The following is a 23,860-nucleotide window of genomic DNA, read 5'->3' on the forward strand; positions in this document are numbered from 1 at the left end:
CCCTAGCGCCGCGACGACAGGCTGCCGAGGATGCCGCGCACCAGCGCGTTCCCCAACCGGTTGGCCACGGTACGGGCGAGCGAGTTCATGGCGGCCTCTGCTGGCGTCTGCCGGCTCGAACGGCGCGCCGTGGGCTGGCTCATGCGCTCCTGCTTTGCCCGCTCCTCATCGAGGCGGACCTGCTCGTCAGCCGCCTGCTTGCGCTTTGCGCTTTCCGCCAGCACCTCGAAGGCCGATTCCCGGTCGATGATCTCGTCATAGAGACCACCCACCGGCGAGCCGGCGACGAGCGTGCGACGCTCCTCGGGCGTTACCGGTCCGATCCGCGAGGACGGCGGACGGATCAGCGTGCGCCCGACCATCGAGGGGATACCCTTCTCCTCGAGAACCGAGACCAGCGCCTCGCCGGTGCCGAGTTGGGTGATGACCTCCTCGGTCGAGAATTCGGGATTGGGCCGGAAGGATTCGGCGGCAACCCGAACCGCTTTCTGCTCGCGCGGCGTATAGGCGCGCAGCGCATGCTGGATGCGGTTGCCGAGCTGGGCGAGCACGCTCTCGGGCACGTCGGCCGGGTTCTGCGTCACGAAATAGACGCCGACGCCCTTGGAGCGGACGAGCCTGACCACCTGCTCGACCTTGTCGATCAGGGCCTTCGGCGCCTCGTCGAACAGCAGGTGCGCCTCATCGAAGAAGAAGACGAGCTTGGGCTTGTCCGGATCGCCGACCTCGGGCAGCTGCTCGAAGAGTTCTGAAAGCAGCCACAGCAGGAACACCGCATAGAGGCGCGGCGAGCGCATCAGCTCGTCGGCCGCCAGCACCGAGACGTAGCCCTTGCCGTCGGTGGTGGTGCGCATCAGGTCTGAAATCTCGAGTGCCCGTTCGCCGAAGAAATTCTCGCCGCCCTGCTGCTCGAGGACGAGAAGCGCGCGCTGGATGGCGCCAATGGAGGCGGTCGACACGTTCCCGTATTTGACCGAAACCTCCTTGGCCCGCTCCTGCACCGCCACGAGGAGCGCCCGCAGGTCCTTGAGGTCGAGAAGCAGCAGCCCCTCGTCGTCGGCGAGCTTGAAGGCGATGTTCAAAACGCCTTCCTGGGTGTCGTTGAGCTGCAGCATGCGCGCGAGCAGCAGCGGGCCCATCTCGGAGACCGTGGTGCGCACAGGGTGGCCCTGCTTGCCGAAAAGATCCCAGAAGATCGTCGGCGTCGCGCCATAGGCGAAATCGGTGAACCCGATCGTCTCGCAGCGCTTGGCGATGAAGTCCTGCGGCGTGCCCTCCATGGCGATGCCGGAAAGGTCGCCCTTGATATCGGCGGCGAAGACCGGCACGCCGGCCCGCGAAAAACCTTCGGCGAGGATCTGCAGCGTCACCGTCTTACCGGTGCCGGTGGCGCCGGTGACGAGCCCATGGCGATTGGCGTATTTGAGCGTCAGATACTCCGGCCGCTTGCTCGTTCCGAGGTAGATCTTGTCGTCGACGAGCATGGCCGCCCTGCCCTTCCGATTGGTTTTCCCGGAACTTATAGCCATGGGTCGCCCCGCCGGACAAGGCAAAGCAATCCGTAGTGACCGTTCACCACGATCACGGCCAATGCTGGCGCGCGGGGCCGGGGAGCGGCAGGATGCCCCTCATGCAGCAGCTTGTCGCACGTGCCGACCGCCGGCTTTTCCTCAAGCGCTTGGGCGCCACGCTCGTCGTTGCGCCGGCGTTCGCGCCGCTTGGCGCCCACGCTGCCCCGCTCGAGGCGGAGACGTTCGCGCTTGTCGCCGATGCCGGCGCCAACCAGAGCAGGGCCCTGCAGGCGGCCGTGGATACCGCCGCCGGTGAGGGACGCCCGCTGCTGCTGCCGGCCGGAACGCTCCACGCCCGCGACCTTACCCTGCCCGATGGCCTGACGCTCCAGGGCGTACGCGGGCGCTCGCGCCTCGCCGCTTGGCAGGACGGACCCGTCGCCCAGATCAGCGGCGCGCGGGCCGTCACCGTCAACGACGTGGATTTTGCCGGCGCCACGGACGAGGATCGCGGACTTATCGAGGTCGAGGGCAGCGCCGGCATCGGCCTCTATCGCTGCGCCTTCCTCGATGGCGCGGGCACGGGGCTCCTGGCGCGCGATTCGCAGGTCGTCGTCGATGACTGCACCTTCTCCGGCCTTGGCGATGCGGCCATCCACTCGATGGACGGGCGCGGCCTCGCCGTCACCGGCTGCCGCATCCGCGATTGCGGCAATGCCGGCATCCGCATCTGGCGCAGCACCATCGGCGAGGATCCGACGATCATCGCCAACAACGACATCCGCAACATCGATTGGCAGGGCGGCGGCAACGGTCAGAACGGTAACGGCATCAATATCTTCCGGGCGAGCGGGGTCATCGTTTCGGCCAACCGCATGTTCGACTGTGCCTTCTCGGCCGTCCGTCTCAACGCCGCTCGCAATACGCAGGTTTCCGACAACATCTGCCTCACCTCCGGCGAGGTCGCGATCTTTTCTGAATTCGAGTTCTCCGGCTCGGTCATCGCCAACAACATCGTCGACGGCGCCGCCGGCGGCATCTCGATCACCAATCTCGATCGGGGCGGGCAGCTCGCCGTCTGCTCGGGCAATATCGTGCGCAACATCGCCCCGTTCTCGTCGGTCAATCCGGACGTTTCGCCCTACGGCATCTATGCCGAGGCCGAGACGGTCATCACCGGCAACACGGTTGAGAACGTCCCCGGCCGCGCCATCGCGGCCGGCTATGGCCCGTTCCTGCGCAACGTCGTCATCTCCGGCAACATGGTGCGCAAGGCCGACATCGGCATCGCCGTCAGCGTCGTCGACGGCACGGGCGCGGTGCACATCGCTAACAACCTTCTCGCCGAAATCCTCGACCACAAGGTCGCCGGCCTCGCCTGGGACGACGTCGTCGAACCCGACCTTCTCGCCAATGCTGGGCGGTTCGCCAATGTGAGCGTCAGCGGCTAAAGTCCGTGAAACGGCTCCGCCGCCCGCATTTCGCCGACGACCAGTCCTCGTACATTCTTGATCGGTTGGCGCTTCAGCGCCTCGAGCATCCGGCGCTGCTCGTCGTCGGGGTCGGCGAATTGGAGCAGCAGCGCCGCCAGCATCGTCTGCGAGGCGGTGACGTTGCCGTCGTCGCACTTGATGGCGTAGCCCCAGCCCTTGTCGCGGATGGCGCCGCACTGCACCGCCTCGGCGCCGACCTTCTGCATCACACGGCCCTTGAAGGCCTTCATGATCGTCTCGTCCGGATGGCCGGTGCCGGAAACGAGGTGCGGATGGGCTGTCGCGGCATCGAAGAGGCGGCGGGCGGCAGTCGCTTGTTCCGCCTCAAGCCTTTGCCCGGTCGCCATGCGGGCGAACCCGTAGGCGAAGGCCCGCAGGGGCGCGGCGAAGGTCGGGATCGAGCAGCCGTCGGTGCCGCAGCGGTCTTCGCTCAGCGGCTCGCCGATCACCGTCTCGATGGCGGCGCGCACCCGCTTCTGCACGGGATGCTCGCGCTCGACATAACCGTGCGGATCGACCCCCATGGCGAGCGCGACCGAGAGCATGCCCGAGTGCTTGCCCGAGCAGTTGTTGTGCAGCGCGCTGGGCTGCTCGCCCCTCGCCCGCAGCGCCTTGCGCGCCGCCGGGTTGGTCGGCTGGTGCGCCCCGCACTCGAGATCGTCGACGCCAAGCCCCATGCGCTCGAGGAACCGGCTGACCCCCGTCACATGCTCGTCCTCACCGTGATGGGAAGCGCAGGCCAGCGCCAGCTCCTCCCCGCTATGATGGAACTTCTCGTCGGCGTGTTCCGAAAAGATCGCCAGAGCCTGCATCGACTTGATCGCCGAGCGCGGGAAGATCGCCCGTTCGATGTCGCCAGCCGAAGCGATGATCCGTCCATCGGCGTCGATCACGGCGAAGGCGCCGCGGTGGCGGTTTTCCACCCAGTTGCCGCGCACGGCCTCGGCCAAAACGGGATTCGCGTCCATCAGAAAAACTCCGGTCCGGGCTGATCTGCGAACAGCACCGGACCGGAAAAGTCAACATGCATGGGAGGAGGCAGGTTGACGGATAGGACTGGGCCCTTAGAGGTCCCAGTTGTGGATGCGGTTCAGGTAGCGCGAGTTCACCCAGCCCTTGAGATTGCCTTTCTCGACGAGGCACCAGTCGGCGCTGCCGGGAATCTCGTTGCAGCGCTCGACCCAGACGGAGGTCTGGGGCTCGAGCGCGCCGATCTTTTGCGAATAATGGGCCGGCCACTTGCGCACGTTGAGCACGTCCCAGGCGGCGATGTTACCGACGCGCGCAGGCTGCTCGACATGGTAGCCGGCGGCCATCGCCGGCTGCACGGCAAAGGCGGCGGCGCTGGCGATGATGAGGCCGCAAAGCGTGGCGACCAGCACCTTCTCGTGTTGCTTGCTCATGGTCTTCATTTCCGTCTCCCCGCATTGGTGATTGCGTTTCGATGGGGAGAGACTAACCGGGCCGCTTTGAACCAGCCCTGAGACCCGCGTTCAGATAGCGTTCAGGCTTTCGGCCGAGGCAAAGAAAACGGCGGGTCGCCCCGCCGTCAGAGTGTCACGCCTCGAAATCTGTGGCATCAGCGCATATGGCGCTGATGCACGTAGAGGATGATGCTCTCGTTGCCGCCCTCGCGCAGGCTGATCACGTCGTAGTGGTCGTAGCCCTTGGCCGCGAGCGCGGTCATCAGGGTCGCGTTGCGGGCGATCTGCGGACGCAGGCCATCGACATTGCCGCCGCGGAAGAGGTCGCTGTAGTCCTTCGAAACGGTCTCCGATTCCATCTCGCAGACCGGGATCAGCGCGACGCGCTGGCCTGGCTGGATCGATGCGATCCGCTGGGCCGTGACGCGGCGCATATGCCCCAGCATCGCGTCGCAGTCGTCGTCTGAGGAGGACACGGGGTTGGGGTAGTTGCTGCCGGGCCAGCCCTGGGCCTGCGCCGCGACGGTGGTCAGGGCCGACATCAGGCCGGCGACGACGACAAGGGTCTTCAACTTGCTCATTTCGATTCTCCCGATGGGGTTCGTCCGGCGGACCATCCGCGGGACGGTCGGGTTTGCACCCGCCATTGCCCGCGAGACTGCAGGAGCCGCCTTGAACCGGCGGTGAGAGGATCGTTCAGCCGCCGTTTACCCTTCGTGCGGCCGCTCGGGACGGTTGGCAGGCGGGCCGTTCCGTGTCAGGCTCGATCCGATCAAGACGGGCGAAGTGCCTGGAATCCGGGAGGTATCGCAGATGGCGAAGGTTCTGGTCACCGGCGGCAGCGGCAAGCTCGGCCGCGCCGTCCTCAAGGAGCTCGTCACCCATGGCTATGACGTCGTCAACCTCGATCAGACACCGCCGCACGAGGCGATCTGCCCGACGGTCAAGGTCGATCTCGCCGATTTCGGGGAGGTCTCGGCGGCCATTCTCGGGGGTGTAGACGAACGGGGCGGGCCGTTCGACGCCGTCGTGCATCTCGCCGCGATTCCCGCGCCGGGCCTTGCAACAAATGCACGCACATTCGCCAATAATGTGCCCGCAACCTACAACATCTTTGAATCCTGCCGGCTCGCCGGCATCAGGAACATCGTCTTTGCCTCGAGCGAGACCGTGCTGGGCCTGCCCTTCGACAACCCGCCGCCCTACGCGCCGGTCGACGAGGAGTATTTCCCGCGCCCAGAGACCGCCTATTCGCTCGGCAAGCTTCTCGACGAGACGATGGCCGCCCAGTTCTGCCGCTGGGACCCGGAGCTGCGCATCGTCGGCCTCAGGTTCTCCAACGTCATGTACCCGGAGGACTACCAGCGCTTCCCCGCCTTCGACGACGACGCGCGGGCGCGCAAGTGGAACCTCTGGGGCTATATCGACGCGCGCGACGGGGCGCAGGCGGTGCGCCGCTCGATCGAAGCGGACTTCAAGGGGTTCGAGGCGTTCATCATCGCCAACGCCGATACGGTCATGAGCCGCTCCAACACCTCGCTGCTGGCCGAGGTCTTTCCCGACGTGCCGCAGAAGGACGGCATCACCACCAACGGCACGCTGCTCTCGATCGAGAAAGCCAAGCGCATGCTCGGCTACTGGCCACAATATTCCTGGCGGAACGGGGTCAGTTCCAGGGGTTGATGACTGGAATGCCGAGCGTCTGATAGTCACGCACATTGCGCGTGACGACCGTCAGCCCGTGCACGATGGCGGTCGCGGCGATAAGCGAATCGACCACCGGCCGCGTGCGGTCGCTGGTGATCTCGCCCCAGCGATGGGCGATCTCGGCGGTGATCGTCAGCGTGCGGCCCACATATTCGCGTTCGATATCATCGAGCCAGCTTTGAAATTCGGCCGCCATGATCTTGTCCGTCGCCTGCTTGGCAACGACGCCGCGCCTGAGCTCGCCCAAGGTCAGGACGCTGATGTAGGTGTGCTCGCTTTCGAGGCGTGACAGGTAATCCATCGCAGCCGGCGAAGCATTCCGCTTTCTCGTTTCGGAAACGACGTTCGTATCTATGAGGAATCCCGACATTACTTCTTGTCGTCGTGGTTGCCGTCATCTTCCCATAGATAACTGACATCCCGGCCCGTATCCTTGTCCCGTTCGATCTCGAAATCGTCGAACTTCGGACCCGACAGCAGATGCTCTATGAACGTCTTCTTTGGCCCCGCCAATCGCCGATACTCCTCCACCGAAAGCACCACGGCCTTCTCGGTTCCGTGCTTGGTGATGGTCTGCGGCCCTTCGCGTTCGGCTTTCTCGAGAAGCTCGCTGAAATGGCTTTTTGCCTGCTGTACTTGCCAGGTCGCCATGGCAACCTCCTATATATCGCCCAATTTAGGTCAGTCTGACCAGAATCGCAAGCCAACCACTTCTGCATAGATATTGTGCAATCTTGCCACTTGCATCTGGCGCGAGCTTTTGCATGAGTGCGCGCCATGCAGCAGCCCGAACTCTCGATCCTCATCATCGACGAGAACCGTATCCGCGCCTCGATCATCGAGGACGGGCTGCGTGAGGCCGGGCATACCAAGGTCCAGGTGATCCACAGCGTCAACGAGGTGGCGCGCACCATCGCCGCGACGACACCCGACGTCATCGTCATCGATCTCGAGAATCCTCAGCGCGACACGCTCGAGCACTTCTTCTCGCTCTCGAAGGTCGTGCAGCGGCCGATCGCCATGTTCGTCGACCGCTCCGACCGCACGATGATCGAGAAGGCCGTCGAGGCGGGCGTTTCGGCCTATGTGGTCGACGGCCTCAAGAAAGAGCGCGTCAAGCCCATCATGGACATGGCCATCTCGCGTTTCAACGCATTCGCGCGGCTGACGCGCGAGCTCGAGGAGGCAAGGAGCGAGCTCGAGGACCGCAAGATCATCGAGAAGGCCAAGGGCATCCTAATGAAGACCAGGGGCCTTTCAGAGGAGGAGGCCTACAAGCTCCTGCGCTCGACGGCGATGAACCAGAACCGCCGCATGGTCGACATCGCCCAGAGCCTCATCACCGCCGCCGACCTGCTCGGCCCATAGGACAAGCCCCATGAGCCTCGTCACCGTCACCGCCGGCTTCCTGCCCCTCCTCGATTCCGTGCTGCTGGTGCTCGCGCGCGAGAAGGGATTTGCCGAGGCCGAGGGCCTCGACCTCCATCTCGTCAAGGAGACCTCCTGGGCCAATATCCGCGACCGGGCGGCGCTCGGCCACTTCGACGTGGCGCAGATGCTGGCGCCCATGCCGCTCGCCTCGAGCCTCGGCCTGACGCCCCTCGCCACGCCCATGATCACGCCGATGATCCTGGGCCTCGGCAATAACGGCATCACCGTCAGCGCCGCGCTCTGGCAGGCGATGCGAGGCGAAGGCGCTCCGGACGACCTTGCCGCCGGCCCCGTCGGCGCGGCCCTGAAGCGCGTCGTCGACACATCGCCGCGCCGGCTGCGCTTCGGTGTCGTCCATCAGACCTCCTCGCACAACTACGAGCTGCGCTACTGGATGGCGGCGAGCGGCGTCCTGCCGGATCGCGACATCGAGATCGTCGTGCTGCCGCCCCCGCTCCTGCCCGACGCGCTGGGCTCGGGCGGCATCGACGGCTATTGCGTCGGCGAGCCGTGGAACAGCGTCGGCGTCGCCTTCAAGGGCGCGCATATCGCAACCGTCAAGGCCTCGATCTGGCGGGCGAGCCCGGACAAGGTGCTGGGCATGCGCGCCGACTGGGCCGAAGCCAACATGGAGATCGTCGCGGCCCTGATGCGCGCCATCCACCGCGCCGCCCTCTGGTGCGCCGATGCGGCCAACCATCCCGAAATCGCCGCCATCATGTCGGCGCCGCACTACCTCGGCCAGCCGGCCGAGATCGTCGCCCGCGCCCTCGACGGGCGGTTCGATGTCGGGGCGGGCGTCATCCGCACCGTGCCGGACCACTTCATTCCCTATGCCAGCGCCGCCAACTTCCCGTGGAAGAGCCACGCGCTCTGGTACTACAGCCAGATGGTGCGCTGGGGCGAGGTCGCCCATATGCCGGCCAACGCCGCCACCGCCACCGCCTGCTTCCGGCCCGATATCTATCGGCAGGTGCTGGGACCGCTCGGCGTGCCGGCGCCGATCGCCGATTTCAAGGTTGAAGGCGCCCTCTCGACCCCCGCCGCGATTCCCGCCTCCCCGGGGCAGCTTACGCTTCTCCCCGACGGGTTCTTTGACGGCAGGACGTTCGATCCGGAGCGGCTCGATTCCTACATCGATAGTCAGCGTCTGCTGACTTGATGAAACATTAGGCGATATATCGTTTTGATTAAGTATTGATCATAGCGCTGCCGCTTTGAGCCGATCGGCACCGTCAACGGGAATTCGGCCAAGAGGCAGGTTCCCGGCAAGCGCCTGATAAACCTCAATTCTCGTCCCGACACCGCATCTGGCACGCTTCATGCAGCGTGTCGAGCGATGAGCTCCTCCCAAGACGGCTCATGACCTCGGCGTCCAAGGACGGGCGCCCGCAAAATGGCAAAGCTGCCAACAGGTGCACGCAACCAGCTCACGCTGGGCGATCGCCGGTTGGCAGCTTTTGTCTTTTTCAGCGGGCCGTTCCGTTCCCGAAAGCTCCGAGGGTGTCGGTGCAAAACGGAGACGAGAATGCAGCAGACCACAGGTCGGGCGGCCCCGCCCGCAACCAGCCGGAGATCCTTCCTCAAGGGCGTGACGGCCACCGCCGCGACGCTCCTCGCGGCAAAAACCCTCTTCCCCTCGGGCGCCTTCGCGCAGGGGGCAGGCCCGGAGGTGACCGGCGCCAAGCTCGGCTATATCGCGCTGACCGACTCGGCGCCCCTGATCATCGCCGCGGAGAAAGGGCTCTTCGCCAAGCATGGCGTGCCGGACGTCCTCGTCGAGAAGCAGGCCTCCTGGGGCGCAACGCGCGACAACATGGCCCTGGGCTCGGCCTCGGGCGGCATCGACGGCGGCCATATCCTGCGGCCGAAGGTGCATCTCTATTCCACCGGCAAGGTGATGCAGAACAACCAGCCCCTGCCGATGTACACGCTCCTCAACCTCAACGAGGATTGCCAGGGCATCTCCGTCTCGCAGGCCTATGCCGAGACCGGTGTGGGCCTCGATTCCTCGCCGCTGAAGGAGGTCTTCGCCGCCAAGAAAGCCTCGGGCGCCGAGGTGCCGGTCGCCATGACCTTCCCCGGCGGCACCCACGACCTCTGGATGCGCTATTGGCTCGCCGCCGGCGGCATCGATCCGACCAGCGAAGTCGACCTCATCGTCGTGCCGCCCCCGCAGATGGTGGCCAACATGAAGGTCGGCAACATGGAGGCGTTCTGCGTCGGCGAGCCGTGGAACGAACAGCTCGTCAACCAGGGCATCGGCTTTACCGCCTGCACCACCGGGGAGGTCTGGTCCCGCCACCCGGAGAAAGTCCTCGGCATGCGCGCCGACTGGGTCGACGCCAATCCCAACGCCGCCCTCGCCGTCCTCATGGCCGTCATGGAAGCCCAGCAATGGTGCGACGCCATGGAGAACAAGCAGGAGATGGCCGAGATCGTCGGCCGGCGACAGTGGTACAACGTGCCGGTGCCCGACATCATCGGGCGCATCAGGGGCGACATCAACTACGGCAACGGCCGCGTCGAGACCGGCACCGACCTTCTGATGAAATTCTGGGGCGAGAACGGCTCCACCTCCTATCCCTGGAAGAGCCTCGACACCTGGTTCGTCACCGAGAACATCCGCTGGGGAACCTTCCCCGCCGATACCGACATTGCGGCGCTGGTCAATCAAACCAACCGCTCCGACCTCTGGCTCGAAGCGGCCCGCGGCCTCGGCCTCTCGACCGTTCCGGAAGGCGACAGCCGCGGCGTCGAGACGTTCTTTGACGGCAAGACCTTCGATCCGGCCGATCCGCAGGGCTATCTCGACAGCCTCGCCATCAAGGCGCTGGCCTGACGCGCAACGCTCCGGCGCGCTCCGGGCGCGCCGGTCCCCGATCTCGAACCGATGGTGAGCCCCCATGACCCTGCCTGCCACCAAAGACGATACCGTCACGCCCCTGCCGTTCAAAGCCGCTCCGGCCACCATCGTGCCGCTCGGGGCGCTGCGACCGCGCCCGATCGATATCGGCGCGGTTCTGCGCGCCGTCGCACAAGCCACCGTTCCACCGCTCGTCGTTCTGGCGATCATCCTCACCGTCTGGCAGGTGCTCTGTTCTTCGCCCGGCTCCTCGCTTCCGCCGCCCTCGCAGGTGTGGACCGACAGCTACGAGCTCATCGTCGATCCGTTCTTCGTTTACGGCTCGCAGGACATCGGCCTCGGCCTGAGGGTCCTCACCTCTCTCCAGCGCGTCGCCATCGGCTTCGGGCTGGCGGCGGTCATGGGGGTCGCGATCGGCGCGGTCATCGGCCAGTCGGTGTGGATGATGCGCGGGCTCGATCCGATCTTCCAGATCCTGCGCACCGTGCCGCCGCTCGCCTGGCTGCCGATCTCGCTCGCCGCCTTCATGGACTCCGGCCCTTCGGCGATCTTCGTCATCTTCATCACGTCGATCTGGCCGGTGATCATCAACACTGCCGTGGGGGTGCGGAACATTCCGCAGGACTACCGCAACGTCGCGGCCGTGCTGCGGCTCGACCAGCGCGAATTCTTCTTCAAGATCATGGTGCCGGCCGCCGCGCCCTACATCTTCTCGGGGCTTCGCATCGGCGTCGGGCTCTCCTGGCTCGCCATCGTCGCCGCCGAGATGCTGACCGGCGGCGTCGGCATCGGCTTCTTCATCTGGGACGCGTGGAACTCCTCGCGCCTCTCCGACATCATCGTCGCCCTCGTCTATATCGGCCTCGTCGGCTTCGTCCTCGACAGGCTCGTCGGCCTCGTCGGCGCCATCGTCACCCGCGGCACCAGCGCCGCCTGACCGGAGGAAGTACCATGCCCGCCTATCTTGCGATCCAGAACGTCGGCAAGACCTTCACCCGCGGCGCCGCGACGACCGAGGTGCTGCGCGACATCAGCCTCGACATCGCGCGCGGCGAGTTCGTCTCGATCATCGGCCATTCCGGCTGCGGCAAGTCGACCCTCCTCAACCTCATCGCCGGCCTCACCGAGGTCACCGCCGGCGGCATCATCCTCGAGAACGCCGAGGTTTCCTCGCCCGGCCCCGATCGGGCCGTCGTCTTCCAGAACCATTCGCTGCTGCCGTGGCTGACGGTCTACGAGAACGTCAATCTCGCCGTCGCCAAGGTGTTCGGCCGCACGAAAAGCCGCGCCGAGCGGCACGAGTGGATCATGGAGAACCTCGACCTCGTACAGATGGCGCATGCCAGGGACAAGCGCCCGACCGAGATTTCCGGCGGCATGAAGCAGCGCGTCGGCATCGCCCGGGCGCTGGCAATGGAGCCCAAGATCCTGCTGCTCGACGAACCGTTCGGCGCCCTCGATGCGCTGACCCGCGCGCACCTGCAGGACCAGATGATGGAAATCCACGCCCGGCTCGGCAACACCATCATCATGATCACCCACGACGTCGACGAAGCCGTGCTGCTCTCGGACCGCATCGTGATGATGACCAACGGCCCGGCCGCCACCGTCGGCGAGGTGCTCGACGTGCCCCTCTCGCGCCCCCGCAAACGCCTCGAGCTTGCGTCCGACCGCACCTACCTCAAATGCCGCGAGGCGGTGTTGAAATTCCTTTATGAGCGGCACCGGTTCGTGGAGGCGGCGTAGGCTCATGAAGGCCTCCTCACCCGCCGCTGCGCGCCGACCTCTCCCCCGGAGGGAGAGGTGTTCCATGTGGCCGCGCAGGGCCTTCCATCTAACGCACCGCCTAAATAACAAGCACATCCCACGCTACTCCATCGAATGCCAAAAGAATGAGCAGGATGGAATCGATTTGAACGCCTCCCGGAAAGGCCACCTCAGCCGTCTTTCCCCGCCCGTTCAGTGCAAGTGACTGACAAATTTCATTTCTTCTCCCCGCCCCGCACTTGGCACGCTTCGTGCAACGCGAAGGGCAGATGAGCTCCTCCCAAGACGGCTCATGAATTCGGCGTCCAATGGCGGACGCAACCATAGGCAAGGCCGCCAACAGGTGCGCGCATCCGATCTCCCGATCGATGCGCGGACCGGTTGGCGGCCTTCGTGTTTTCAACTCATGGAGCGATCATGACCGTTCCCGCAGTCACCACCGGCTCACAGCAGCGCGCGCTCGGCCTTTCGACCATTGCCTTCACCGTCTGCTTTGCCGTCTGGACGATCTTCTCGATCATCGGCGTGGCCCTGAAGGACGAGCTCGGCCTCTCCGAGACGCAGTTCGGGCTCCTCATCGGCATGCCGGTGCTGACCGGCTCGCTGGTGCGCGTCGCGCTCGGCATCTGGACGGACCGCTATGGCGGGCGCCTCGTCTATACGCTGACCATGCTCGCGGCGGCCGTGGCGACCACCCTCCTCGCGTTTGCCCAGACCTATGAGCAGTTCCTTGTCGCCGCGCTCGGCGTCGGCATCGCCGGCGGGTCGTTCGCGGTCGGTGTCGCCTATGTGTCGCGCTTCTATCCGCAAGGCAAGCAAGGCACGGCGCTCGGCATCTTCGGCGTCGGCAATGTGGGCGCGGCGGTCACGAAATTCCTCGCGCCCTTCGTGATGCTCGCCTGGGGCTGGCAGAGCGTCGCGCTCGTCTGGGCGGGCGCACTCGCCGTCATGGCCGCGATCTTCTGGTTCACGACCGAAGACGATCCTGTCATCAAGCGCCGGCGCATCGAAGGCGGCGCGCAGCGCAGCCTTGCCGCCGAGTTCGCGCCGTTGAAGGACGCCCGTGTCTGGCGCTTTGCGCTCTATTACTTCTTTTCCTTCGGGGCGTTCGTGGCGCTTACCCTCTGGCTGCCGCGCTATCTCATCGGCGTCTACGGCTTCGACATCGCCACCGCCGGCATCGTCGCCGCCGCCTATTCGATTCCCGCCAGCATCTTTCGCGCCTATGGCGGCACCCTGTCGAACAAGGTGGGCGCGCGCGTCATCATGTACTGGACCTTCGCGGTCTCGGCGCTGGTCACGCTCATCCTCTCGATCCCGCCGACGGACTCCGTCGTCCACGGCGTCGAGGGGAGCGTTGCCATCCACTTCGAGATCGCGCCCTGGGCCTTCATCGCCCTCGTCTTCGTCCTCGGCTTCTTCATGAGCCTCGGCAAGGCGGCGGTCTATAAGCACATCCCGGCCTACTACCCGCAGAACGTCGGCGCGGTGGGCGGGCTCGTCGGCATGATCGGCGGCTTGGGCGGGTTCGTGCTTCCCCTTCTCTTCGGCTGGCTCAACGACGTCACGGGGCTGTGGACGAGCTGCTTCATGGCGCTCTTCGTCCTCGTCGTCGTCTCGCTCGCGCTGATGCACGCCGCCGTCAGACGGATGACGCGGCTCGCCGCGCAGCCGGCCTGACACCTTTTCAGGGAGACCAATCCATGCAGCAGAAACTCGTCGTCATCGGCGCCGGCATGGCCTCGGGGCGCGTGCTCGAGCACCTCTTCGAAGCCAACCCGCAAGCCTTCGACGTCACCCTCTTCGGCTCGGAGCAGCGCGGCAACTACAACCGCATCATGCTCTCGCCGGTCCTTGCGGGTGAGAAGACCTACGAGCAGATCGTCACCCACGACGCGGACTGGTACGCGGCCAACGGCGTCGTGACCCGCTTCGGCGAGACGATTACGGCCATCGACCGCAAGGCCAAGGTCGTGCTCTCGCGCAACGGCGAGACGCCCTACGACAAGCTGGTCATCGCCACCGGCTCGGCGCCGTTCATCATCCCCGTCGCCGGCAAGGAGCTGCCGGGCGTGATGGCCTTCCGCGACCTCGACGACGTCGAAAGGATGGTCGCGGCGGCGCAAAAGCCCGACGCCCGGGCGGTCGTCATCGGCGGCGGGCTCCTCGGCCTCGAGGCGGCGGCAGCGCTGCGGCTGCGCGGCATGGAGGTGGTGGTCCTGCACCTCATGGGGCACCTTATGGAGCGCCAGCTCGATCCGGCCGCCGGATACCTCCTGCAGAAGGAGCTCGAAGGGCGCGGCATCAGGATCCACACCAAGGCGCAGACCAAGGCCATCCTCGGCAACGATCGCGTCGAGGCGGTCTCGCTCGACGACGGCACGGTCTACCCTGCCGACATCGTCGTCATGGCCGTCGGCATCCGGCCGGAGACGCGCATCGCGACGGACGCGGGCCTCCACGTCGAGCGCGGCATCGTCGTTTCCGACCAGATGATCACGTCGGACCCCGATATCCTGGCCGTCGGCGAGTGCGTCGAGCACGAGCGCACCGTCTATGGGCTCGTCGCCCCGCTCTACGACATGGCCAAGGTCGCGGCCAAGACCCTCGTCAAGGAGGACGCCGCCTTCCGCCCGGTCAAGACCGCGACCCAGCTCAAGGTCACCGGCGTCTCGCTCTATTCGGCTGGCGACTTCGCCGAGGCCGAGGATCGCGAGGAGATCGTGCTGCGCGACGCGTCCTCGGGCGTCTACAAGCGCCTCGTCCTCAAGGAGGACAAGATCATCGGCGCCGTCCTCTACGGTGAGACCGGCGACGGCCCGTGGTTCTTCGATATGCTGCGCCGTGGTACCGACACGCGCGAGATGCGAGATACCCTGATCTTCGGCCAGGCCTACCAGGGGGGCGCCCCCCTGGACCCTACGGCGGCCGTTGCAGCATTGCCCGATGAGGCAGAGATCTGCGGCTGCAACGGCGTCTGCAAGGGCAAGATCACCTCGACCATAACGGGGAAGGGCCTGACCACCCTCGATGGCGTGCGGGCCCATACCAAAGCCTCGGCCTCGTGCGGCTCGTGCACGCATCTCGTCGAGCAGTTGATGGCGCTGACGCTCGGCGACAGCTACAACCCGGCCGCCGTCCAGCCCATGTGTTCCTGCACGGACCTCGGCCATGACGACGTGCGGCGCCTGATCGTCGCCAAGGAGCTGAAGTCCATCCCTGCCGTGATGCAGGAACTGGAGTGGAAGACCTCCTGCGGCTGCGCCAAATGCCGGCCGGCGCTCAACTATTATCTCGTCGCCACCTGGCCGGGCGAATACGAGGATGACGGCCAAAGCCGCTTCATCAACGAGCGCGTCCACGCCAACATCCAGAAGGACGGCACCTATTCTGTCGTTCCGCGCATGTGGGGTGGCATGACCAACCCCAAGGAACTGCGCGCCATCGCCGATGTCGCCGACAAGTTCGCCATCCCGGCGATCAAGGTCACCGGCGGCCAGCGCATCGATCTCCTCGGCGTCAAGAAGGAGGACCTGCCCGGCGTCTGGGCCGACCTCAACTCGGCCGGCATGGTCTCGGGCGCCGCCTACGCCAAGGGCCTGCGCACCGTCAAGACCTGCGTCGGGTCCGACTGGTGCCGCTTCGGCACGCAGGATTCGACCGGCCTCGGCATCCGCATCGAGAAATTCATGTGGGGCTCGTGGACGCCGGCCAAGGTCAAGATGGCGGTCTCGGGTTGCCCGCGCAACTGCGCGGAAGCCACCTGCAAGGACGTCGGGGTCGTCTGCGTCGATAGTGGCTACGAGATCCACTTCGCTGGCGCCGCGGGCCTCGACATCAAGGGCACCGAAGTCCTCTGCCACGCCAAGACCGAGGACGAGGCGCTCGAGATCATCGTCGCCCTGACGCAGCTCTACCGCGAGCAGGCACGGTACCTCGAGCGCATCTACAAATGGGCCAAGCGCGTCGGCACCGCCTCGATCAAGGCCAACATCGTCGACGACCTCGACAAGCGCCGCCACTACTTCGAGCGCTTCACCTATTCGCAGAAGTTCGCCCAGGTCGACCCGTGGGAAGAGCGCGTCAACGGCAAGGACGCCCACGAGTTCGCCGCCATGGCCGAGTTCGGCCTGCCGGTGGCGGCGGAGTGATGGGGATGGGTTTCTTCCCCCTTCGCGCCTCATTGAGCACCTCGCTCCCCCTTTCCCAGGCTGTCATCCCGGCGAAAGCCGGGACCCAGTACACACGGAACAACCGGTTCATGCCGGAGACGCGTCGTTCCAGCCTTCCCGACACGAAACTCGAGCCTAGCGCATACTGGGTCCCGGCTTTCGCCGGGATGACATCGGGGGTGGTGTGGGATCGAGGCCTGGAATTGCCGACGCACCACGACGAGGATTCCCAACCATGACCAACTGGATCGAAATCGGCCGCGTCACCGACATCCCCCAGCGCGGGGCGCGCTGCGTCAATACGCCGGCGGGCAAGATCGCGGTGTTCCGCACCGCCGACAACCACATCTACGCCATCGAGAACCGCTGTCCCCACAAGGGCGGACCGCTCGCTGAAGGCATCGTCCATGGTGCCTCGGTCACCTGCCCGCTGCATAACTGGGTGTTCGACCTTGCGAGCGGCGAGGCGCAGGGGGCCGACGAGGGGCAGGTCAGGACCTTCCCCATCGACGTCGTCGATGGGCGCATCTTCATGGCACCCGAGGTGATGATGGAGGCGGCCGAGTAGGCGATGGCTCATCGCCCCCTCATCCGCCCCTTCGGGCACCTTCTCCCACGAGGAGAGAAGGGAGGCGGCTCTCTCCAGGTATCGGGAAGGACAAGGTTTTGAATCAGCGCCAACAATGGGCCACCCCTCCCTTCTCCCCTCGTGGGAGAAGGTGGCGCGTAGCGCCGGATGAGGGGGGCAGCGCTCTCCGTTGGCAGGGGACCCGCGCATGACCGTCGTCGCCCAGCCCACGCCAATCCGCACCACCTGCCCCTATTGCGGGGTCGGCTGCGGCGTGCTCGCGATGCCCCGGCCCGACGGCACCGTCGCCATCGCCGGCGACCCCGGGCATCCGGCCAATCTCGGGCGGCTGTGCTCCAAGGGCTCGGCGCTCGGCGAAACGCTCTCCCTCGACGGGCGCCTGCTCTATCCGGAAATCCATGGGAACCGCACAAGCTGGGACGAAGCGCTCGACCTCGTTGCGACGACCTTCAAGAAGACCATCGCCGAGCACGGCCCGGATTCGGTCGCCATCTATGGCTCCGGCCAGCTGCTGACCGAGGATTACTACGTCGCCAACAAGCTGATGAAGGGCTTCATCGGCTCGGCCAACATCGATACCAATTCGCGCCTCTGCATGGCCTCGTCCGTCGCCGGCCACAAACGCGCCTTCGGCTCGGATACGGTCCCGGGCAACTATGCCGACCTCGAGCTTGCCGACCTCGTCGTGCTCGTCGGCTCGAACCTCGCCTGGTGCCACCCGGTCATCTACCAGCGCCTCGCCGCCGCCAAGGCCGAACGGCCGCAAATGCGCGTCGTCCTCGTCGATCCACGCCGCACCATGACGGCCGACATCGCCGACCTCCACCTGCCCGTGCGCGCCGACGGCGATGCCGCCCTCTTCGTCGGCCTCCTCAACGCGCTTTCCCGCCGGGGCGTCATAGACCGGGATTATGTCGGCGAGCACACCATCGGCTTCGAGGCCGCCGAGCTGCTCGCCGAGGACTGGAACATCGCCCGCGTTGCCGAGGCGACCGGCGTCCCCGCCGCCGACCTCGAAGCCTTCTACGAGCTCTTCGCCACGACGCAGAAGGTCGTCACCGTCTATTCGCAGGGCGTCAACCAGTCGGCCTCGGGCACCGACAAGGTCAACGCCATCATCAACTGCCACCTGGCCACCGGCCGCATCGGGCGGCCGGGCATGGGGCCGTTCTCGGTCACCGGCCAGCCCAACGCCATGGGCGGGCGCGAGGTCGGGGGGCTCGCCAACATGCTCGCCGCCCACATGGATTTCGATGAAGCCAGCATCGAGCGCGTCTCGCGCTTCTGGGGCAGCAGCACCGTCGCCGCAAGGCCCGGCCTGAAGGCCGTCGACCTCTTCCGCGCCATCGCCGACGGACGCATCAAGGCCGTCTGGATCATGGCGACCAACCCGGTCGACAGCCTGCCCGAAGCGGACGCCGCCCGCGCGGCCTTGCGCGCCTGCCCCTTCGTCGTTGTCTCCGACATGTCGGCGAGGACCGACACCGTCGCCGAAGCGCATGTGCGCCTGCCCGCCGCCGGCTGGGGCGAGAAGGATGGCACCGTCACCAATTCCGAGCGCCGCATCTCGCGCCAGCGCCCGTTCCTTGCGCTACCCGGCGAAGCCAGGCCCGACTGGTGGATCGTCTCGCAGGTGGCCCGCCGCATGGGCTTTGCCCATGCCTTTTCCTATTTCACCCCGGCGCAGATCTTTGCCGAGCACGTCGCGCTCTCGGCGTTCGAGAACGAAGGGCAACGCGACTTCGACCTTTCCGGCCTCACCGGCACCGACTACGAGGCGATGGCCCCGGTGCAATGGCCCGTGCGCAAGCCCCGCAAGGGTGCCGAGCGCATGTTCGGCGACGCGCGCTACTTCACGCCGGACGGCAAGGCGCGGTTCGTGCCCATCCAGCCGCCCCCGCCGATCTCGCCGGCGCCGGGCCAGTTCGTCCTCAACACCGGGCGCGTGCGCGACCATTGGCACACCATGACGCGCACCGGCAAAGCCGCGCGCCTTTCCGCCCACATCGCCGAGCCCTTCGTCGAGATCCACCCGGCCGACGCCGAGGCACTCTCCATCCGTCGTACCAGCCTCGTGCGCCTGGAGAACCGCCACGGCTGCGCGGTGTTGCGCGCCCTCGTCAGCGAGCGGGCCCAGCGCGGGCACGTGTTCGCGCCCATGCACTGGACCGACCAGTTCGCCTCGAGCGCGCGCATCGATACGCTGGTGACCGCCAAGACCGACCCGGTCTCCGGCCAGCCGGCCTTGAAGATGGCCCGCGTGACACTGACGCCGTTCCATACCCGCATCTACGGCTTCTTCGTTTCCCGCAATCGCCCGCGGCTCATCTGCGACTACTGGGCCATCGCCGAGGCGCCGGGGGGCCTGCGCGGCGAGCTTGCCTGGACCGAGGAGCCTTCCGACTGGGACAAGGCCGTGCGCTTGAGCTTCGGCGTGCCCGAAGACGCATCGCTCACCACCCTCTTCGACAAGACCTCCGGCCGGCGCGTCTATGTTTGCGTCGAGAACGGGCGGCTCGGCTTTGCGCTCTTCCTCTCGCCCGATCCGGTGCTCGTCTCGCGACAGTGGGTGGTTTCGCAGCTCGAGGCCGAGGCGGTCGCGGCCGCAGCGCTCCTTGCCGGCCGGCCCGGCGCCGACATGCCCGACCAGGGCGCGATCGTCTGCTCGTGCATGGGGGTCGGGGTCAACACCATCGCCGATGCCGTTACGCGGTCCAGGTGCACGAGCGTGGAGGCGGTCGGAGCCCTCACCAAGGCCGGCACCAATTGCGGCTCCTGCCGCGCCGAAATCCGGGGAATCATCGATGCGCATCGTCTCGCGGCAGCCGAATAGGTCCGTTCCCGAACGCATGGGGGCGCTCGCGTGCCTGCCCGTGTTCTTCACGCTCACCGGCCAACGCGCCGTCATCATCGGCGGCGGCGAACCGGCACGCTGGAAGGCGGAACTGCTGGCCGCCGCCGGGGCGCGGGTGGAGGTGTTCGCGCCGATGGAGGAGTGCTGCGAGGAGATGCTGGGGCTGGCTGCCATAACCCCAGTATGTCCGCACCCACCGGCTGTCATCCCGGCGAAAGCTGGGACCCAGTACAAGCCGGCCACGCAGTTCGAGCACGAGAATTCTCACATAAGCGATGCAAGCGACGCCCTACAGCAAGAGCCTTCCGCACGTCGTTTACTGGGTCCCGGCTTTCGCCGGGATGACATCGGGGAGGTGGCGAACACAGAGCACTGCCCCCTCCACAGCGCCCCCTTCCGAGGAGAGGTGAAGAGGGTTCCCGGGCTTGCACGCGAAGCACCTCCCCCTTGGGGGAGAGGTCGGCCCGAAGGGCCGGGTGAGGGGGCCTTCAACGCCAGCGCCGCCCTCGCCACCATCACCCTCATCCCCCGCCCCTGGACCGCCGCCGACCTCACCGGCGCCGCCATCGCCGTCGCCGATATCGAGGACGAACGCGAAGCCCACGCCTTCGCCGCCGCCGCGCGGGAAGCGGGCGTGCCCTACAACGTCATCGACAAGCCCGAGCTCTGCCAGTTCCAGTTCGGCGCCATCGTCAACCGCTCGCCGCTGGTCGTCGGCATCTCGACGGCCGGCGCCGCGCCGATCCTCGGGCAGACCGTGCGCCGGCGCATCGAAACGCTGCTGCCGCGCACGCTTGCCGCATGGGCCGACGCCGCGGCGAAAATCCGCGCCGAGGTCATGGCCCGCCTCGCCCCCGGCCCCGAGCGTCGCGCCTTCTGGGAGCGCTTCACCGACATGGCTTTCGGCGCCGCCCCCGAGGCCGACCCGCAATCGCTGATCTCGCGGATCGAGGCCGAAGCCCCCGCCGGGCGCGTCACCCTCGTCGGCGCCGGGCCTGGCGATGCGGAGCTCCTCACCATCAAGGCCGTGCGCGCCCTGCAATCGGCCGACGTCATCCTCTTCGATGACCTCGTCTCCCCCGATATCCTCGAGCTCGCCCGCCGCGAGGCCAGGCGCCTCGCCGTCGACGCGCGGGGCGACATCGGCGTGACGGCGTCCGGCTTCGCCCGTCAGGGAAAGCACGTCCGGCTCGTCTGTGGGGATCCTCTCGCCGGCGAACGCGCCGGCCTGGAAATCGCCATGCTGGAACGCCAGGGCCTTCCGGTCGAGGTGGTGCCGGGCGTCGCGGCTGCGCCGCGTGTTGTGGCCCGAAATCCCGGGAATAAGGTCGACGAATTCGCCTGAGGACGCGCCCTTGCGCCCCGGCTCCGGATGCGAAAGGATCATCCAATCGCAACGTCCGGAGCCGGAATTGAACGCCGCCTTGCCCCACATCCGTCTCGAAGGAAAGCCGCTGAGCTTTGCCGATCTCACGCGCATCGGCACGCGCAAGGTCGCCATCACGGCCGACCCCGCCGCCCTCGCCCGGGTGGAGGCGGCGCGCGAGGTGGTGGAGGAGACGATCGCTTCGGGCCAGCCGGTCTACGGCACCACCACGGGTGTCGGCGCCATGAAGGACGTCGAATGGTCCGAGGAGGATCTCGAAACCTTCTCGCTGGGCCTTGTGCGCGCCCACCATTTCGGCACCGGCAGCCCCTTCCCCATCGAGGTGGTGCGCGGGGCGCTCGCCATCCGCATCAACATGGCGCTGACCGGCCGGGTCGGCTGCACGCCGGACCTGGTCGACACCTTCATGAAGCTTCTCTCGGCCGACCTCATTCCGGTGGTGCGGCGCACGGGCTCGATCGGTTGCGCCGATATCGGCCTCATGGGCCAGATCGGCGCCGTGCTGACCGGCGTCGGCGAGGCGATGTACGACGGCAGGCGCCTGCCCGCGATCGACGCGCTGCAGCAGGCGGGCCTTGCTCCATTCCGCCTCGCCCCCCGCGACAGCCTCGCCTCGGTCTCGACCAACGCCATCGGCTATGCCGCAGCCGCCCGCGCCATCCGCCAGGCCGCCGCCGCCGTGCGCACGCTGCTCGCCACTGGCCTCACCACCGCTGGCGCCCTCGGCGCCTCGCGCGACCCGTGGAAGGCCGTCGCCCATGTGGGCACAGAGCGCGAGGCGGGCATCGGCGCCTGGCTCTACTTCAACGCCATGGGCTGGGAGTGGCCCATCGGCACGCATGTGCAGGATCCGCTCTCCATCCGCATGATGAGCCAGGTGTTCGCCACAGCCTTCGAGAGCCTCGTCGTCGCCGGGCGCACCGTCGTGGCCGCGACGGGCCGGACCGACGACAACCCTGTCGTCGCCGGCGGCCAGGTCTTGACCTCGGGCGGGTCTCTGCCGCTCGACGTCACCGTTTTCCTGCAGACCGCGCAGCTGGCGCTGGCGCATGTGGCGCGCAACTCGTTCAACCGCTGCGTGCTGCTCGGCAATGGCGGTCGGCGGAACCTGCCGGTCAATCTCGTCGCGCCCGGCGCCATCGCCACCGGTTTCGGCCCCATCATCAAGCTCGCCGGTGAGTTGTTCGTGCGCGTCCTCACCTTGTCGAACGCCATCTCCGCCCAGTCGCTGGTCGTCGCCAACGGGCTCGAGGACGAGGCGGCGTTCCTGCCGCTCGTCGTCGAGCGCTTCGAGCGACAGGTCGGCGCGCTGCGACGCCTTGCGGCGCTCGAAGGATTGCTTTCGGCTCAGGCGATGGACCTTTCGGAGGACCGGCCGGGCAACGTGCCGGGCATGATCTACGATCTCGTGCGCCGCCACGCCGCCTTCTACCGGGAGGATCGCCCGCTCTCGGCCGAGGTCGAGGCGATCGAGGAGGCTCTCGCCTCCGATGCCTTCATGGGTGAACTGATTTCCCATTCCGCCATCATGGAGCTGGACGAGTATTTCGCTTTGGGTCCCGTGGATTAGGGCAAATGCTCTGGCCACATTCTGTCAGTGAGATAGGGTAGGTGAAGCCGAACCATCCGGCTCAACAAGGAGGCAATCATGCGCTTAATCAGAATTCTCCTCGGCGCCGCGGCGCTGGCTCTTACCGCAACCGCCGCGCAGGCGCAGGTGGTTGTGTCCTCCAAGATCGACACCGAGGGCGGGGTTCTCGGCAACATCATCCTGCAGGTGCTCGAGTCCAACGACATTCCCGTCGAGGACCGCATCCAACTCGGCGGCACGCCGATCGTGCGCGAGGCGATCACCGCCGGCGAGATCGACATCTATCCCGAATACACCGGTAACGCGGCGTTCTTCTTCGAGATGGCCGACGATCCACTCTGGAACAACGCCGAGACCGCCTATGAAGAAGCCAAGACCCTCGACTACGAGGCCAACAAGATCGTCTGGCTGACCCCGTCGCCCGCCAACAACACCTGGGCCGTCGCCATCCGCCAGGATGTCGCCGAGGCCAACAGCCTGACGACCTTCACCCAGTTCGGCGAATACGTCGCCGGCGGCGGCGAGATCAAGCTCGCGGCTTCCGCCGAGTTCGTCAACTCGCCGGCGGCGCTCCCCAAGTTCCAGGAAGTCTACGGCTTCACCCTCTCGCCCGACCAGCTCGTCACCCTCTCGGGCGGCGACACCGCCGCGACGATCGCGGCGGCGGCGCAGCAGACCAACGGCGTCAACGCCGCCATGGTCTACGGCACGGACGGGGGCATCGCCCCCTCGGGCCTTGTCGTCCTCGAGGACGACAAGGGCGTGCAGCCCGTCTACCAGCCCGCCCCGATCATCCGCGAGGAGGTGCTGACCGAATACCCGCAGATCGAGGAACTGCTGGCTCCCGTCTTCGAGGCGCTGACGCTCGAAACCCTGCAGGAGCTCAACGGACGCGTCCAGGTCGGCGGCGAACCGGCAGCTGCGGTCGCGACCGACTTCCTCACCAGCAACGGGTTCGTGAGCTGAGTGGTTCAGCCATTGGCACGAAGCGCCCCCCTCCCCCTTGAGGGGAGGGGCTGGGGGTGGGGGTCCATCAGTGATCCACCGAACCACCCCCACCCTCAATCC

Annotated in this window: 19 protein-coding genes and 2 pseudogenes; 15 read left to right on the plus strand and 6 right to left on the minus strand. The window is 66.7% G+C overall.

The genetic code is table 11. The features are described 5' to 3' along the window. Positions 1–2: 2 nt before the first annotated feature. Positions 3–1,484 carry a helicase HerA-like domain-containing protein gene (locus VE25_RS11700; RefSeq protein ID WP_046108809.1) on the minus strand — a complete coding sequence of 494 codons (1,482 nt, stop codon included), beginning with the start codon at positions 1,482–1,484 and terminating at the stop codon, positions 3–5. 146 nt (positions 1,485–1,630) lie between these two features. Here VE25_RS11700 and VE25_RS11705 point away from each other — a divergent pair, with 146 nt between their 5' ends. Then, positions 1,631–2,962, plus strand: a complete 1,332-nt coding sequence (locus tag VE25_RS11705) for a TIGR03808 family TAT-translocated repetitive protein (RefSeq protein WP_046108810.1) — start codon at positions 1,631–1,633, stop codon at positions 2,960–2,962. Here VE25_RS11705 and VE25_RS11710 read toward each other — a convergent pair. The 3 genes from VE25_RS11710 to VE25_RS11720 all read right to left on the minus strand — a co-directional run bounded on the left by VE25_RS11710 (position 2,959) and on the right by VE25_RS11720 (position 5,009). Continuing rightward, complete coding sequence (locus tag VE25_RS11710; RefSeq protein WP_046108811.1) at positions 2,959–3,972, minus strand: asparaginase; 1,014 nt, start codon at positions 3,970–3,972, stop codon at positions 2,959–2,961. The genes VE25_RS11705 and VE25_RS11710 overlap by 4 nt on opposite strands. Positions 3,973–4,068: 96 nt before the next feature. Beyond that, positions 4,069–4,416 carry an SH3 domain-containing protein gene (locus VE25_RS11715; RefSeq protein ID WP_046108812.1) on the minus strand — a complete coding sequence of 116 codons (348 nt, stop codon included), beginning with the start codon at positions 4,414–4,416 and terminating at the stop codon, positions 4,069–4,071. A gap of 167 nt (positions 4,417–4,583) precedes the next feature. Continuing rightward, positions 4,584–5,009 (minus strand): hypothetical protein, encoded by a 426-nt coding sequence (locus VE25_RS11720; protein WP_046108813.1) that lies wholly within the window; start codon positions 5,007–5,009, stop codon positions 4,584–4,586. 232 nt (positions 5,010–5,241) lie between these two features. Between VE25_RS11720 and VE25_RS11725 the strand changes: the two genes are divergently transcribed. Further along, positions 5,242–6,111, plus strand: coding sequence for an NAD-dependent epimerase/dehydratase family protein (locus VE25_RS11725; RefSeq protein ID WP_046108814.1), 870 nt, complete (start codon positions 5,242–5,244; stop codon positions 6,109–6,111). Here VE25_RS11725 and VE25_RS11730 read toward each other — a convergent pair. Together VE25_RS11730 and VE25_RS11735 are read right to left on the minus strand one after the other, a co-directional pair. After that, on the minus strand, positions 6,095–6,505 hold the full coding sequence (locus tag VE25_RS11730) for a type II toxin-antitoxin system VapC family toxin (protein ID WP_046108815.1): 411 nt from the start codon (positions 6,503–6,505) through the stop codon (positions 6,095–6,097). The genes VE25_RS11725 and VE25_RS11730 overlap by 17 nt on opposite strands. Beyond that, entirely contained in the window at positions 6,505–6,786 is a 282-nt protein-coding gene (locus tag VE25_RS11735) for a type II toxin-antitoxin system Phd/YefM family antitoxin (protein ID WP_046108816.1), read from the minus strand. The genes VE25_RS11730 and VE25_RS11735 overlap by 1 nt, the downstream gene beginning before the upstream one ends. Positions 6,787–6,912: 126 nt before the next feature. Here VE25_RS11735 and VE25_RS11740 point away from each other — a divergent pair, with 126 nt between their 5' ends. The 13 genes and pseudogenes from VE25_RS11740 to osmF all read left to right on the plus strand — a co-directional run bounded on the left by VE25_RS11740 (position 6,913) and on the right by osmF (position 23,758). Then, positions 6,913–7,503 carry an ANTAR domain-containing response regulator gene (locus VE25_RS11740; protein ID WP_046108817.1) on the plus strand — a complete coding sequence of 197 codons (591 nt, stop codon included), beginning with the start codon at positions 6,913–6,915 and terminating at the stop codon, positions 7,501–7,503. A 10-nt stretch (positions 7,504–7,513) separates the two neighbouring features. Further along, positions 7,514–8,728, plus strand: a complete 1,215-nt coding sequence (locus VE25_RS11745; protein WP_046108818.1) for a CmpA/NrtA family ABC transporter substrate-binding protein — start codon at positions 7,514–7,516, stop codon at positions 8,726–8,728. Positions 8,729–9,094: 366 nt separating this feature from the next. Continuing rightward, a complete protein-coding gene (locus VE25_RS11750; protein ID WP_046108819.1) occupies positions 9,095–10,408 on the plus strand; it encodes a CmpA/NrtA family ABC transporter substrate-binding protein in 1,314 nt (437 codons plus the stop codon). Between the two features lie 64 nt (positions 10,409–10,472). Next, on the plus strand, positions 10,473–11,369 hold the full coding sequence (gene ntrB, locus VE25_RS11755; RefSeq protein WP_046108820.1) for a nitrate ABC transporter permease: 897 nt from the start codon (positions 10,473–10,475) through the stop codon (positions 11,367–11,369). A 14-nt stretch (positions 11,370–11,383) separates the two neighbouring features. Continuing rightward, positions 11,384–12,178, plus strand: a complete 795-nt coding sequence (locus VE25_RS11760) for an ABC transporter ATP-binding protein (protein ID WP_046108821.1) — start codon at positions 11,384–11,386, stop codon at positions 12,176–12,178. Between the two features lie 438 nt (positions 12,179–12,616). Continuing rightward, positions 12,617–13,879: an MFS transporter gene (locus VE25_RS11765; RefSeq protein ID WP_046108822.1), complete on the plus strand. Its 1,263-nt coding sequence runs from the start codon at positions 12,617–12,619 to the stop codon at positions 13,877–13,879. A 23-nt stretch (positions 13,880–13,902) separates the two neighbouring features. Next, entirely contained in the window at positions 13,903–16,350 is a 2,448-nt protein-coding gene (nirB, locus tag VE25_RS11770; protein WP_046108823.1) for a nitrite reductase large subunit NirB, read from the plus strand. Positions 16,351–16,606: 256 nt separating this feature from the next. Further along, a complete protein-coding gene (gene nirD / locus VE25_RS11780) occupies positions 16,607–16,939 on the plus strand; it encodes a nitrite reductase small subunit NirD (protein ID WP_046108825.1) in 333 nt (110 codons plus the stop codon). A 208-nt stretch (positions 16,940–17,147) separates the two neighbouring features. Beyond that, positions 17,148–19,793, plus strand: coding sequence for a nitrate reductase (locus tag VE25_RS11785; protein WP_046108826.1), 2,646 nt, complete (start codon positions 17,148–17,150; stop codon positions 19,791–19,793). A 16-nt stretch (positions 19,794–19,809) separates the two neighbouring features. Beyond that, a pseudogene (locus VE25_RS23615) lies at positions 19,810–19,950 on the plus strand (NAD(P)-dependent oxidoreductase); the annotation flags it as partial. 378 nt (positions 19,951–20,328) lie between these two features. Then, positions 20,329–21,123: pseudogene (locus VE25_RS11790) on the plus strand (SAM-dependent methyltransferase); the annotation flags it as partial. Between the two features lie 103 nt (positions 21,124–21,226). Further along, a complete protein-coding gene (locus VE25_RS11795; protein WP_046108827.1) occupies positions 21,227–22,771 on the plus strand; it encodes an aromatic amino acid ammonia-lyase in 1,545 nt (514 codons plus the stop codon). Between the two features lie 78 nt (positions 22,772–22,849). Further along, positions 22,850–23,758 carry a glycine betaine ABC transporter substrate-binding protein OsmF gene (gene osmF / locus VE25_RS11800; protein ID WP_046108828.1) on the plus strand — a complete coding sequence of 303 codons (909 nt, stop codon included), beginning with the start codon at positions 22,850–22,852 and terminating at the stop codon, positions 23,756–23,758. Positions 23,759–23,860: the final 102 nt, after the last annotated feature.

The organism is Devosia geojensis, assembly GCF_000969415.1.
Classification (GTDB): domain Bacteria; phylum Pseudomonadota; class Alphaproteobacteria; order Rhizobiales; family Devosiaceae; genus Devosia; species Devosia geojensis.